13 protein-coding genes are annotated in these 14,023 nt (G+C 38.1%); 1 reads left to right on the forward strand and 12 read right to left on the reverse strand.

Annotated elements, in window-relative coordinates; all coding sequences use genetic code 11:
• Positions 1-22: 22 nt before the first annotated feature.
• Positions 23-457: a YaiI/YqxD family protein gene (locus PB1_RS14150; RefSeq protein WP_004437965.1), complete on the reverse strand. Its 435-nt coding sequence runs from the start codon at positions 455-457 to the stop codon at positions 23-25.
• 448 nt (positions 458-905) lie between these two features.
• Between PB1_RS14150 and mprF the strand changes: the two genes are divergently transcribed.
• Positions 906-3,488 carry a bifunctional lysylphosphatidylglycerol flippase/synthetase MprF gene (gene mprF / locus PB1_RS14155; RefSeq protein WP_004437967.1) on the forward strand — a complete coding sequence of 861 codons (2,583 nt, stop codon included), beginning with the start codon at positions 906-908 and terminating at the stop codon, positions 3,486-3,488.
• Between the two features lie 71 nt (positions 3,489-3,559).
• On the opposite strand, the gene PB1_RS14160 is transcribed toward mprF, so the two are convergent.
• From PB1_RS14160 to PB1_RS14205, 11 genes are all read right to left on the reverse strand, one after another.
• Positions 3,560-4,378 (reverse strand): pyruvate, water dikinase regulatory protein, encoded by an 819-nt coding sequence (locus tag PB1_RS14160; RefSeq protein ID WP_034645676.1) that lies wholly within the window; start codon positions 4,376-4,378, stop codon positions 3,560-3,562.
• 37 nt (positions 4,379-4,415) lie between these two features.
• Positions 4,416-5,048, reverse strand: coding sequence for a transcriptional regulator CcpN (ccpN, locus tag PB1_RS14165; RefSeq protein ID WP_162139929.1), 633 nt, complete (start codon positions 5,046-5,048; stop codon positions 4,416-4,418).
• Between the two features lie 411 nt (positions 5,049-5,459).
• Positions 5,460-6,842 carry a glycine--tRNA ligase gene (locus PB1_RS14170; protein WP_004437973.1) on the reverse strand — a complete coding sequence of 461 codons (1,383 nt, stop codon included), beginning with the start codon at positions 6,840-6,842 and terminating at the stop codon, positions 5,460-5,462.
• Between the two features lie 290 nt (positions 6,843-7,132).
• The gene (gene recO / locus PB1_RS14175) at positions 7,133-7,888 is read right to left on the reverse strand and encodes a DNA repair protein RecO (protein WP_004437976.1); all 756 of its coding nucleotides are present in this window, start codon (positions 7,886-7,888) and stop codon (positions 7,133-7,135) included.
• 31 nt (positions 7,889-7,919) lie between these two features.
• Entirely contained in the window at positions 7,920-8,063 is a 144-nt protein-coding gene (locus tag PB1_RS17190; RefSeq protein ID WP_004437981.1) for a YqzL family protein, read from the reverse strand.
• A 162-nt stretch (positions 8,064-8,225) separates the two neighbouring features.
• Positions 8,226-9,140 carry a GTPase Era gene (gene era / locus PB1_RS14180; RefSeq protein WP_034645407.1) on the reverse strand — a complete coding sequence of 305 codons (915 nt, stop codon included), beginning with the start codon at positions 9,138-9,140 and terminating at the stop codon, positions 8,226-8,228.
• A complete protein-coding gene (locus PB1_RS14185) occupies positions 9,133-9,552 on the reverse strand; it encodes a cytidine deaminase (protein WP_004437986.1) in 420 nt (139 codons plus the stop codon). Before PB1_RS14185 ends, era begins: the two co-directional genes overlap by 8 nt.
• 241 nt (positions 9,553-9,793) lie before the next feature.
• Positions 9,794-10,183 (reverse strand): diacylglycerol kinase family protein, encoded by a 390-nt coding sequence (locus PB1_RS14190; RefSeq protein ID WP_004437988.1) that lies wholly within the window; start codon positions 10,181-10,183, stop codon positions 9,794-9,796.
• Complete coding sequence (gene ybeY / locus PB1_RS14195; RefSeq protein WP_004437990.1) at positions 10,161-10,631, reverse strand: rRNA maturation RNase YbeY; 471 nt, start codon at positions 10,629-10,631, stop codon at positions 10,161-10,163. The genes PB1_RS14190 and ybeY overlap by 23 nt, the downstream gene beginning before the upstream one ends.
• On the reverse strand, positions 10,628-12,820 hold the full coding sequence (locus PB1_RS14200; protein ID WP_004437992.1) for an HD family phosphohydrolase: 2,193 nt from the start codon (positions 12,818-12,820) through the stop codon (positions 10,628-10,630). The genes ybeY and PB1_RS14200 overlap by 4 nt, the downstream gene beginning before the upstream one ends.
• 235 nt (positions 12,821-13,055) lie before the next feature.
• On the reverse strand, positions 13,056-14,021 hold the full coding sequence (locus PB1_RS14205) for a PhoH family protein (RefSeq protein ID WP_004437994.1): 966 nt from the start codon (positions 14,019-14,021) through the stop codon (positions 13,056-13,058).
• Positions 14,022-14,023: the final 2 nt, after the last annotated feature.

Below are 14,023 nucleotides of genomic sequence, written 5' to 3' on the forward strand. Positions count from 1 at the left end.
AAATGGTATTCTATAAACATTACTAAAATCCTTCATATTTCGACAAAATTTTCGTCAATTGTTTCACAAAATTTAATCTGTCATTCTGTGTGAAAGGTTTTGGACCTTTTGCATAGATCCCTCGGCGGCGGGCTTTTGCAGAAAGATATCTCAAATCGAGTGCCGTATTAATATTTTTTTCTTCATATAAAGTTCCCCTCGGCGACAGGGCATAAACCCCTTTTACTAAAAGGGCAGAGGCTAATCCAATATCCTGGGTAACGATGATATCACCGGACTTCGCCCGATTCATAATAAATAAATCTACCGCTTCTTTTCCGGAGTCAACATATTCCCAAAAAGAACCTGCCGTATCAGCTTTATAATGGTCGTAGGATGCAATAAAGATCGGTCTGATTGAATATAAAGACGCAATTTCGACAATTTCTTTTTCTACAGGACATGAATCCGCATCCACAAGTATTGTTGGAAGGCCTGTTTTATTACTACTAATTCTACATCCCTCCGTATATTCCTTCTTTCAAAAGATAACTTTTCGAATTTGAGATATGTCGAATTTTTTTCCTGCCGTTTCCTTGACATCTGACAATAAATAGTTTATTCGTTCAGATGAAAGTCTAAACCTTTTCTGATACATTTTTATCACAATTTTTTATTATAGTATAAAAAATTGATTATGCCAATATTTTTTACTATTCGCTTGCAGCATTTCGGGTGATCCAATCGTTTACCAAAGATGTTATCGTTCTTTGCAATATAGAACTTTTCGTTCGTACAACTCTATAAGAAGCGTGAAATAATTATGGTCAATTTACTGTGAATGGTGAAAATGATTTACAGTTGATAGGATGAAATGCTAAAAAGATAATAGGTACCATTTACATTTGGACGGGGGCTGAATTTTATTGAATACATTTCAACGAAAGTCGCTAAAAACAGGGCTAAAAGTCGTAGTCTCCATTACAATTTTAGTTTTCATACTGTTTCAGGCAAAAAAAGAAATAGAAGGAATTTCAATAAAAAATGCTTTTTTACTATTCAAATCGCTTTCAAGCTTTGAGATCGGATCGGCGATCACTGTCGGACTTTTGGCAGTATCTTTTATGTTTTTTTATGACTTGATTCTGACAAGATCCCTTCGATTGCCGATTTCGATAAAAAAAACATTTAAAATTTCCTGGATGGCGAACACTTTGAACGGATTACTCGGATTCGGGGGAGTAATTGGTGCCTGGTTAAGAGTCTTCTTTTATAAACAACATACTGACGAACAAGAAAAAGTTATTCAAGGCGTAACATTCATGGCTTTTTCTATGCTAAGCGGGCTATCTCTGTTGTCAATTTTTGTTCTGCTGAATGTGTTTCATGCCAAACCATTACTAGAGACAAAAAAATGGCTTTACATTGCACTGTTCGGTGTTCTATTATTTTTACCATTTTATTTATTTACGACATTCAGAATGAAAAAAGAAAATGATGATCGTTTTCTCGGCTTAAAATTTACGGTTATCTCCACAATCGAATGGATAGGGGCCGCTTTCACCGCCTATTATACATTGCATTTGATGGGCCAAAATGTATCATTGCCAATTGTCTTCGGAGTGTTTTTCAGTTCGGCCATTGCAGGTCTCGTTAGTATGATTCCAGGCGGATTTGGAACTTTTGATTTAATGTATTTAATCGGAATGACTTCTCATGGATTATCCGAAGAACTGGTCCTATCCAGCCTTCTCCTTTATCGGATTGTATACTATTTTATTCCGTTCGGACTGGGTCTTCTTTTATCCATAATTGAATTCGGAGAAAACGCCATTAAAATGTTTGAAGATAAACCAATCATTGGACCTGCAATTGAAACTTCCAACGTGATCCTCTCCCTTCAAAAAGGATGGATCTCAAAAATCCCTTTTTTCTCAATTAGTATCGTCATTGCGATTACTGGTTTTTACTGCTTGGTTGCGGGTTTTAACAGCTTTTATTATGCATCTGAACTTCAAGGAAATCAATTTCTGCTGGGACTGGAATTGTTTTTCTCATCTTGTACAATTTCGTTTTCAATCATCATTCTTTTGCAAGTGAAAGCAGTCATCAAAGAAACAAAAAGATCCTTCTTCAGTATACTTATTTCTTTAGCGGGACTGATTGTTTCACTGACGATAACAGACGGAACGATCTTTGAAATTGGATGGCTTACGATTGTATTTATTATTCTTTATAGCATATATAAAAAGCTTAAAAGAATTAGAACACCAATCACACTGTATAAAAAAATGTTCAGTACTTTATTTGTTGTAGCTGTCTATTATGTTTATTATGTTTTTATACAAACTGCCATTGAATATGCAAATAAAAGTGATCTTGTCGTTGATAAAAATGCTATGTATGCTACATTTTTTTTAAGTATAGTTATTTTGACGATCGCAGGAACGGCCATTTACATTTTCTTTGAACGGCATCAGCATGAAAAGTTGGAAATGGAAGTCAATGAAGAACTGTTAAAAGATATTCTACATACATATGGCGGAACCTATTTGAGCCATTTGGCATTTTCTCATCAGTTGTCTTTCTTTTTAGGCATGGACAAGAGAGCGTTCCTGCAGTTTTCAACAATTGGACATACAGCGGTTGTGCTGGGTGACCCTGCCGGAAGACCTGAATCTTTTTATCCGTTATTATCTGAGTTTTACGAAAAGGCTGATACTTTAGGATATGAAATAATATTTTATCAAACTCATCAAAAATATATGGGAATGTATCATGATTTCGGAAATATTTTCTTTAAACTTGGGGAAGAGGCGATAATTGACCTTGAAAAATTCAACCTTTCCGGGAAGAAAAATGCCGGCCTTAGAGCAACGATCAATAAATATAAAAGGGAAGGCTATCAATTTAGCGTAATAGATCCGCCCTACACGGACAAATTATTTCAGGAACTGGAAGAAGTATCAAAGAAATGGCTTGGGAAGAGAAGAGAGAAAGGCTTTTCAGTCGGTTTTTTTGACCGCGAATACTTAAGTAAAGCCCCCGTTGCTATTTTAAGAGACAAAGATGAGCGGCTGATGGCGTTTGCATCCATTATGCCTGCGTATCAAAATGGAGTGCTGTCCATTGATCTTATGAGATATTTACCTAACGGTCCGGGCGGTTTAATGGATGCGCTCTTCATTCATTTGTTTGATTGGGCGAAAGAGAAAGGTTATCATACGTTTAACATGGGGATGGCTCCACTCTCAAAGGTAGGAGAGACAAGAAATTCGTTTCTCCGTGAGCGGATTGCGGCAAATGTATTTGAAAATATTCAATATATGTATAGTTTTGCAGGTTTACGAAAATTTAAGGAAAAGTATGGCCCGCAATGGGAACCAAGATATATGGTGTACAGTAAATATCAGTCACTGCCTTTAAAAATGATTGCTGTTGGCCGATTAATCAATAAGCCGAAAGGACCGCGGCCAAGCGAAATGAAACACAAAAAGCAAAGGATCTGACTCCCTCCGACAAAGACAATATACAGAATGTATTTTTAGTTGTCTATATGTTATATTGGAGGGGTTTGACCCTATCTACCTAGTGATTTTTTCTGGTAAATGTTAAAAATCACATTCGCAGTTTCTTCAACTGCTTTGTTTGTTACGTCAATAACTGAACACCCTATTTTATCAACAACTTTCTCGAAATACGCAAGTTCCTCTTTAATCCGTTCGATATTCGCATAGTTTGCCTTGTCGTTTAACCCTAATGATTTTAATCGTTCACGTCGTATCTCGTTTAAGGTTTCCGGATTAATTTTAAGTCCAAAGCATTTTTCCGGCTTTACAAGTAAAAGCTCTTCGGGCGGATCTACTTCAGGAACAAGCGACACGTTCGCCACCTTTAGCCGTTTATGGGCTAAATATTGAGATAAAGGAGTTTTCGATGTTCTCGAAACACCAATAAGGATAATATCCGCCTTGAGTATCCCTCGTGGATCACGGCCATCGTCATATTTAACAGCAAACTCAATCGCTTCTATTTTCTTAAAATAATCTTCATCCAGTTTTCTGACAAGTCCCGGTTCGAAGAGAGGAGTTTTTCCGTACAACATTTGAAGCTGATCCATTAGCGGGCCAATTATATCGCATGCATAAAGCCCTTCCTCATCAGCCCTTTTTTTTAAATAACTTCGCATTTCAGGCTTAACAAGTGAGTATGTAATCATTCCTTGGTCTAATTTCGCAAAGGCAATGACTTCATCTATGTTTTCTTTATCTTCTATGTAAGGAAACCTTTTGATTGTGGGATCTGCACCGTTAAACTGGCTGAGTGCGGCCTTTGTAACCAATTCAGCCGTTTCTCCAGCAGAGTCAGATACAACATAAATGATAGGCAATTTGTTCATCACTCAAAACAATCCCCTCTGACCGAAATTCTATTCTTTATTGATCTTTTGCAAGCGACACAAATGCTTCTGTTATATTCGTTTTTGTAACTCTACCTATTACTTCAAATCCTTTTTCAGTTTCTTTCACAACAGGCATAGCATCAATTTGTTTTTCAATCAGCTTTATTGCTACATCAATTAACAAATCATCCTTCTGGCACATCGTAATGTTCGGCATTCTTGTCATAATAATATTGACCGGCAAAGTAGTTAACTCCTGTTTTCCGATGCTTGCCCTAAGTAAATCTTTCCTCGACAGAACGCCAACTAATATAGACGACTTGTCGACGACAAATAATATTCCGACGTCCTCAAGAAACATTGTCACAATCGCATCATATACAGAAACATTCTCAGGGACGACTACGGGAATGGATTGATAATCCTTTACATAAATTTTTTTCAAATTTTCAGTAAGAAGCTGTGCCCCTGATTTGCCTGTATAAAAATACCCGACCCTGGGTCTTGCATCAAGGTAACCGGCCATCGTTAAGATTGCCAAATCCGGACGAAGCGTAGCCCTTGTAAGATTTAACTGCTCTGCTATTTGTTCACCGGTAATCGGGCCTTTTTCTTTTACAATCTGCAAAATTTGTTCCTGGCGTTTGTTCAGTTCGATTGTACTCACCACCTTAATAGAAAAGCTGAAGCGCCCCGCTTAGGCCCGACAGCTGGTTGCGGAGGCTGGCAGAGAAGAAGTTTTTTGCTTCCCTGGCAGAACCGAAACGACCACGAGGGACTGCGCTGAAGTTGGACAAACAGAAAAGCTGAAGCGCCCGGGCGCTGCAGCTGGATATTAAAGAAAAAGTGCCTAAAAAGTTATACTATTACAATAATATTATATACTAATTCTTTATTTTGAAAAGAGTCTTGATTCAACGAACCAACTATTTTTTCCAACATAATTGAAAAATTGAAATGACTTATAAGGGTCTGACTCCCTCCGGAAATAACAATATTTAAAATTGTTTTTTTAGAGTTTGTCTATATATTGTATTGGAGGGTCTTGACCCTTTGCTAATGAGTCAGCCCCTTTTTGTTAAAAATGTATTTTTTCCTGAATAAAGCTTGCCAATTCTGCTATAGGCACACGTTTTTGTTCCATCGTGTCCCTGTCTCTGACTGTAACCATCTTATCTTCTTGAGAATCAAAATCGTACGTGATGCAAAACGGCGTTCCGATTTCATCATGTCGCCGGTAGCGCTTGCCAATCGAACCTGATTCATCGTAATCAACAAGAAAATGCTTTGATAACTCTTCAAAAATTTGTTTAGCTTCCTCAGAAAGCTTTTTAGACAACGGAAGAACGGCCGCTTTATATGGTGCAAGTGCCGGATGTAAATGCATCACTGTTCTTGTTGTGCCGTCTTCAAGCTTTTCCTCTTCGTAAGAATCTATCAAGAATGCAAGTGTTACCCTGTCAGCTCCCAGTGACGGCTCAATACAGTACGGGATGAATTTTTCATTAGCTTCCTGATCTAAATAATGGAAATCTTCGCCGGAATACTCCATATGCTGTTTTAAATCGTAGTCTGTTCTTGAAGCAATCCCCCAAAGTTCCCCCCAGCCAAATGGGAATTTATATTCAATATCTGTCGTTGCATTGCTGTAATGGGATAACTCATCTTCAGAGTGATCACGCAAGCGGAGATTTTCTCTTTTCATTCCTAAAGAAAGCAGCCAGTTTTCAGAAAACTCCTTCCAATATTCATGCCATTTCAGCTCTTCACCCGGCTTGCAGAAAAATTCCAGTTCCATTTGTTCAAATTCTCTTGTACGGAAAGTGAAGTTGCCTGGTGTGATTTCATTTCTGAAACTTTTCCCAATTTGAGCAATACCAAATGGAAGCTTCTTTCTCATTGTGCGTTGAACATTTTTAAAATTCACGAAAATCCCTTGAGCCGTTTCGGGACGAAGGTAAATTTCATTTGCACTCGTTTCTGTAACCCCTTGAAAAGTTTTAAACATTAAATTAAATTGGCGGATGCCTGTAAACTCTTTACTGCCGCAGTCAGGACATGCAATATCATATTCCTTGATCAAAGACTCCATTTTTTCAAATGGCAGTCCGTCAACAACCATTTCAATTCCTTGCTCATCAAGGGCACTTTCGATTAATTTATCAGCCCGATGTCTCGCTTTACAATTTTTGCAGTCAATCATAGGATCATTAAAGTTGCCGATATGTCCTGAAGCTTCCCACGTACGGGGATTCATCAAGATAGCAGCATCCAGGCCTACGTTATAAGGGGACTGTTGGACAAACTTTTTCCACCAGGCCTGCTTAATGTTGTTTTTCAATTCAACGCCAAGCGGGCCGTAGTCCCACGTATTTGCAAGACCGCCGTAAATTTCTGAGCCCGGAAAAATAAAACCCCTGTGCTTTGCATGTGAAACGATTTGATCCATTGAAACATCCATAAATATCGCTCCTTTTTTATAAAATTAACGTAAATAAAAAAACTCCCGTTCCTATGCCTTTTGCATAGGGACGAGAGTTACCCGCGGTTCCACCCTATTTGCTGTAAAAACAGCCACCTTATGTGCCGAGCTGGCACCACCATTGCTCAGGAACGCCTTCCTTAACTTTCTATACCCCGGCTCACACCGCCCCGGGTTCGCTTTTATAGAAGCGGTTAAGTACTCCTTTCCATCTCAGCAACGTATTAATTTATTATGAATCTTAGCGGATAGATCTTAACTTGTCAATATTATGACAGAAACTTGCGCATTTTATCAATTTGATGCAAAAACTTTTTTGTCTTTAATTGCAATCCTGAATATTCGTCATAATAAGCAGAAATAACTTTTTTCAATTCGACTTTTGTTTCCGGTTTTACAGATATATTCCCAAGCCTGGAAATGTCAAAATAATAGAAAAGCCTCAGTAATTTTGCAGTTGCGGCGGAAATTTTAAACGCATAAGGATCTTTTTCAAGACACCGGTGGCAAATAAATCCTCCTTCCCGAATTGAAAAAGAAAAATGCCCGTCTGTGCTGCCGCAAATGGCACAATGATTTAATTCAGGATAGAGCCCCAATGAGTTGAGCATTTTCATTTCATATATATTCATTAAAATATCAAGGTCATACCCCTCATTTATAAATTTCAAAATTTCAAGCAGCAATTCAAAATGATAAGAATTTGGTTTATTATCTTCTGTGCTTTTATCCGTTAGTTCCACAATGCAGCTTGCATACGCAGTTAAAAAGATATCCTCTCGAATTGAACGCATTGAGGAAATTATTTCGCCTTGCTGCAAGCTGCCAAGACCCCTGCTTTTTTGGATTAAAAAATAGCCGTATGTAAAAATTTGGGTGACAGCAGAAAGGCGGCTGTTCGTCTTTTTTGCCCCTCTCGCCATCACACCAATCTTTCCCCATTCACGGGTAAATAAAGTTACAACTTTATTCGTTTCTCCATAATCTATTGTCCTTAAGACGATGCCCTCACATTTTTGAAGCATCACAAGTCACCATCCATTGTTCGGGACAAACTTATGAGATGGGAAAATCAACTTCAGTTCGCTCGTCTTCTATACTTACGGGTGTTTCTTGTCTTTCCTTCTCCAGTTCTTTGAAGAGAAGATATGTGTCAATGTCACCTGTTTGCAAAAAAATTTTCCAGGTAAATTCCAACATTGAAAACCCCACCTTTCGAGCAATTTTTCTATCCCAAGTCCTCTACAGTTATCATAGCCCGACATCCAAAAATCATAAGACGAAAAAATTGTTAATTTAAATCATGCATAAACGGAGAATCCCGTTAATAATTTAATTAAGGTTGATAAAATGCGGAAGCATTCAGTACTCATCTTCACGAAAACCATAATCGCGAAGCTGTGAAATCTTATTGCGCCAATCTTTTTGAACTTTTACCCACAATTCGAGAAATACTTTTGATCCAAGTAGGTTTTCAATATCCACCCTTGCTCTTTGGCCGATTTCTTTCAGCATTTTTCCTTGTTTGCCGATGATGATTCCTTTTTGGGAATCCCGTTCAACGATCACTGATGCCATTACATGGATAACATTACTGCCTTCGCGCCTCTCCATCTTGTCAATGACAACTGCCAAAGAGTGAGGCACTTCTTCACGGGTTAGATGAAGGGCTTTTTCTCGAATCAATTCGGAAACAATAAATCTTTCCGGATGATCGGTTACCTGATCAGCCGGGTAATACTGCGGCCCTTCAGGCAAATATTTCTTAATAATTTCAAGAAGCGTATCAATGTTATTCCCTTGAAGTGCCGATATTGGAATGATTTCACTGAATGTGTACTTTTCTTTGTAAGACTCAATTATAGGAAGAAGCTCATCAGGATGAATATTGTCAATTTTATTGATAACCAGGAAAACAGGCGTTTTTATTTGTTGAAATTTCTCGATGATGAATTCTTCACCCTTTCCGAAACCTTCTTCGGCATTAACCATAAATAAGACGAGATCGACTTCTTTTAAAGCATTAATTGCAACCTTTATCATAAAATCGCCTAATTTATGCTTCGGTTTATGGATACCTGGTGTATCTATAAATATGAGCTGTGAATCATGTAAAGTGAGTACACCTTGAATTTTGTTTCTTGTTGTTTGCGGTTTATTGCTCATAATGGCAATCTTTTGGCCGATTACACGGTTAAGAAACGTTGACTTTCCAACATTCGGCCTGCCGATAATAGAAATAAACCCTGATTTAAACACTTTTTCTCTGTTATTCATTTAAATCCTCCGGTGAAAATGCTCCTGGCAATAATTCTTTAGCAGTTAATTCTTTTATATCACCATTTAAATTTGTTAAAACTACTTTCATATCTTGAGGGCAAAGCTCGGAAATAACTTGGCGGCATGCTCCGCACGGCGGCACCGGACGTTTCGTGTCCGCAATGACCGCTAAAGCCTTAAAGTTTCGGTCTCCTTCTGAAAGTGCTTTAAATAGCGCAGTTCTTTCTGCACAATTTGTCATGCTGTATGCTGCATTTTCGATATTGCACCCATGGTAAATCTTCCCATCATCTGTTAGCAACGCTGCTCCCACAGCAAATTTAGAGTAAGGAACATATGCTTTTTCTCGTGCTTTTTTTGCTTCTGCAACCAATTGTTCGATAATCAAAACAATTTCTTCCTTTCTCATAAAGAAGAATGTTACATCTCTATTTTACCTTATTTTTTCTTTCATTTCATCGTTTGTAGCAAAATCGCGATAAAAAATTTTGAATTTTCTAAATATATTTCAAGATGGAGTATTATGCTCTGTCATTTTATCGAAAACAAGGAGCGAATTCAAATTTAGGAGAAAAAAGGGGCTGGCTCATAAGTAAGCATCAGCCCCATCGGAAGGATTCAAACCCTTTTGAGTCAGACTCTTTACAACTTTATAAAAGATTCAGGAATTTAGGCACAAACACGATCAACCCGATGATTGCTGACATGACTGCATAAATAAGGACTGCTCCGGCCGCTGCATCTTTCGCATGTTTTGCCAATGGATGAAACTCATCGGTTACAAGATCAACTGCGCGCTCAATAGCTGTATTAACAAGTTCCAGTGCGAGCATTCCGCCTATCGCGATAATCACTGCCACCCATTCAATAGCGGACAGTGAAAAAGTAATTCCAGCAATGATGACTCCTGCAGCAATCACAAGATGGATTTTCAAATTCTTTTCTTTCTTTATTGATGAAACAATGCCTTCAAGTGCAAAGACAAACGGCCGGAATACACTGCAGGAAAAGGCTTTTTTATCGTCCGAGCCCAAACTCATCTAAAATTTTCCTTTGCCTGGAAAACATTTCTTTTTCTTGTTCCTCGGTTTCATGATCATATCCCAAGAGATGTAGAAATCCGTGTACAGATAAAAAACCGAGTTCCCGCATGAATGAATGTCCATATTCCTCTGCCTGCTCTCTAGCCTTTGGTACAGAAATAATGATATCCCCGAGCACTCTTGGTATGTCTGCGCCAATAAGTTCCACCTCTCCATTACCTAATTCCTCCATGGCAAAAGAGATGACATCTGTCGGTCTGTCCTTATCCCGATATTCCCGATTTATCTCCCGGATTCGTTCATTTGAAACGAAGGTTACCGACAGCTCACAGTCTCCTTCCAATTGTTCATTTCTTGCAGCAAAAAGCAATAATTCTTCAATACGAATTATTTCCTGTTCATTAAGACTGTTTGTTTCATCAATAGTGTCAATAATTAATCTCATGCTTGTTTCACCTTCTGTTTTGTTGATTCAGGATATTCGATCCTGGAGTGAAAAATCCCTTTTAACGTTTCACACAATGTATGTGCAACTGTTTCAAGTTCTTTGATCGTAATGTCACATTCATTCAACTGGCCATCCTGCAGACGGTCAGAAATAATATTGCGAACGATTGACTCGATCTGTTCATTTGTCGGGTTAGTCATCGACCTTACAGCTGCTTCAACACTATCAGCAATTCCAATAACAGCAGCTTCCTTCGTCTGGGCTTTTGGACCAGGGTAACGAAATTCTTCCTCATTCACTTCTAAACCATTTTGTTTTGCTTTGTGAAAAAAATATTTCAATAATGTTGTACCGTGATGCTGTTCTGCTATATCTACGATTTCTTTTGGCATTCGATGCTTTCTTAATGTCCCAGCGCCGTCCGTGGAATGAGCAATAATAATATTTTTGCTTGTATGAGGCGACAATCGGTCATGCGGGTTTTCAATATTCATCTGGTTCTCAATAAAAAATTGTGGCCGTTTCGTTTTACCGATATCATGATAATAGCAGCCAACTCTGGCAAGCAAACCGTTGGCTCCAATTGCTTCACATGCTGATTCTGCCAGATTCGCGACCATTAGACTGTGATGATACGTACCCGGGGCTTCGGTTAAAATTTTTCGAAGCAGCGAATGATTAGGGTTCGACAATTCAATTAATTTCATTGTCGACAAAATTCCAAACCCTGCTTCAAAAAACGGAATCAGTCCTATTGTCAATACAGCAGAAGAGATCCCGGAAACTAGAGCCGAAATAAAGTAAAAGCTGAATTCCAGTCCTGAATAATGACCGTTTCTTAAAAACATTAACGACAAGATAATTACAATATTTACCGCAGCGGCAAACAGCCCGGCTTGCAGGATTTTCGAGCGGTGGTTATGTTTGCTTAAAAATAGAATCCCGCTAATCCCGCTGCATAAAATATAAATGCCAATGGAAATATGAAGGGATCCGGTAATTCCCTCATTAAAAATAATGCTTCCGCATATGGCCATAGTAATTGTCATAAACACGGCCAATCTTTCGTCAATTAATATTTTAATAAGCATTGGCGCCATCGCTGCAGGAAATAAATAACCTATTTCAGAAAATTCGAACTCTTGGAACAAGCTGATAATTTTCATTATAATAATAGATAGCATAAAAATCAGGCTAAGCATGAGCAAATATGTTCGTTTTCTGACAGTTTCAACACCAAGCTCATGAAAATAATAGTAGAGAGCAGATAAAATAACAGTTATAATAATGGCCAGGCCAAGAAACGGCTGAATCGATTTATCATTATCGAGCATGCCGACAAGCTCAAGTTGCCGGTAAATATCCCGGTTTATCAATTGCCCTTCTTCTACTATAATTTGCCCCTGAAGAATTTTTACAGGTTCTATATCTTCTATCGCCTGCCGGCGTAGTTCCTCGGTCGCAATTGGATCATAAAATTCATTCTGAATTATGGCATATCTCCCCAGCTCTATGGCTGCACTTTTAATATTTCCTGAAAGGCTTGTAAATTTTAATTCTTCTTCCAGTCGTTTTTTTGCATTTTCGACTTCATCTGCCGGAATCCTCTGGCTCATGACGTTATTAATTGCAGTTACTGTTAAATCCTTGGCAATGGATAATTCGTCTTTCGATGCCTGTAATAGCGATATAAACACTTGATCTGATAATTCTTTTGTAACACTTTCGGTCAGTTTTTCTTTTAACCTCGCCAATTTTTCTGAAGAGCCCGGCTCCAATACGGCATCCCGTTTCTCACCTTTTTTGACCGCTTCTTCATATTCTTTTTTCTTATTATCCATTTCTTCTTTAATTTCCCCGTTTAATTCCGATACAGAATCAAAAATCGAAGAGATTAAATCAACCCTGTTTTCGGCATATTCTTTTTTTAGAGTATAAACATCCTGCACTTGATCGCTCGCTTCTCTGCGCTTCTTTTCTGTACTCTCTTTGTCCTCAATCGTTATGGGAGACCGGATTGTTTGATCTGCAATTGAAAAAAGCTTGATATCAAGTTTTTCCGGTTTGACATTGCTGTACATTGACGTATAGAGAACGATTCCTAAAATAACAAATAAAAGCACTCTGAAAAAAGTAATATCCAACAAATTTCCTATTTTTACCAATTGTTGCTGGAGTTTTTGCATCTCTCTCCCTCCTATCAAGGCGAGAAAATTATCTGCCAGTTGAGCGAACAACAAAAATATAAATCTAATTATGTAAAATGATAACAGTTTTTTCTTTAACTTTCATCCTCAAAAATAGAGGCTGTCTCATAAGGGTCCGACCCCATGTGTATTTATCAATATATAGCACATTTATCTAATATTATGTGCTAAATACTGTGTTATGGGGTCTGACCCTTAGGCTTTGAGACAGCCTCTATTTATTCTCTGACTTTTCATATGCTTCAATAATTTTTCCAACGAGGGGATGACGAACAACGTCGCTTTGTTCCATATGGATAAAGGCAATTCCTCTCACATTTTGCAAGATTTCTTCAGCAACAATTAAACCTGATTTTACGCCTCTTGGCAAATCAACTTGTGATTTATCGCCGGTAATTACCATTTTAGAACCGAACCCCAATCGGGTCAGAAACATTTTCATTTGCGCTTGAGTCGTATTTTGCGCTTCGTCTAAAATAACAAAAGCTTCATCCAGTGTTCTTCCCCTCATATAGGCAAGCGGAGCGATCTCAATCGTTCCCCTTTCAATCAGCCGAAGGGTATGTTCAACACCCAATATATCATGCAGGGCATCATACAATGGGCGCAAATATGGATCAACTTTTTCTTTTAAATCTCCCGGCAAAAACCCAAGATTCTCGCCTGCTTCTACTGCAGGCCGAGTAAGAATAATCCTTTTCACATTGCCGCTTTTCAGAGCATTGATTGCCATAACAACTGCCAAATATGTTTTTCCCGTTCCGGCAGGACCAATTCCAAATACTAAATCATGCTTTCTTATGGCAGTAATATATTGACTTTGACCGAGTGTTTTCACCCGAATCGATTTTCCTTTAGCATTTTTCGTAATTTCTTCTTCATATAAATCTTCAAAATAATCAAGTGCACCTTTTTGTCCCAATTGTAGAGCATACATCACATCTCTTTGACTAACGGTAATCCCTTTTCGAATAACGGTTACTAATTTTTCGAGAATCCTGCTAACCATTTCCACTTTTTCGGTATCACCTGAAACAAATACTGTTTCCCCGCGGGTAACAATTGAAACATCAAGTTCTTGTTCAATTATTTTCAGATTGTTGTCGGAATTCCCAAACAAAGCAATTGCTTCATTTGGATTTTGTAAATGGATATCGATTGTTTTCAACTCTTCTGCCATTC

This window comes from Bacillus methanolicus PB1 (assembly GCF_000262755.1).
Lineage (GTDB): Bacteria > Bacillota > Bacilli > Bacillales > Cytobacillaceae > Bacillus_Z > Bacillus_Z methanolicus.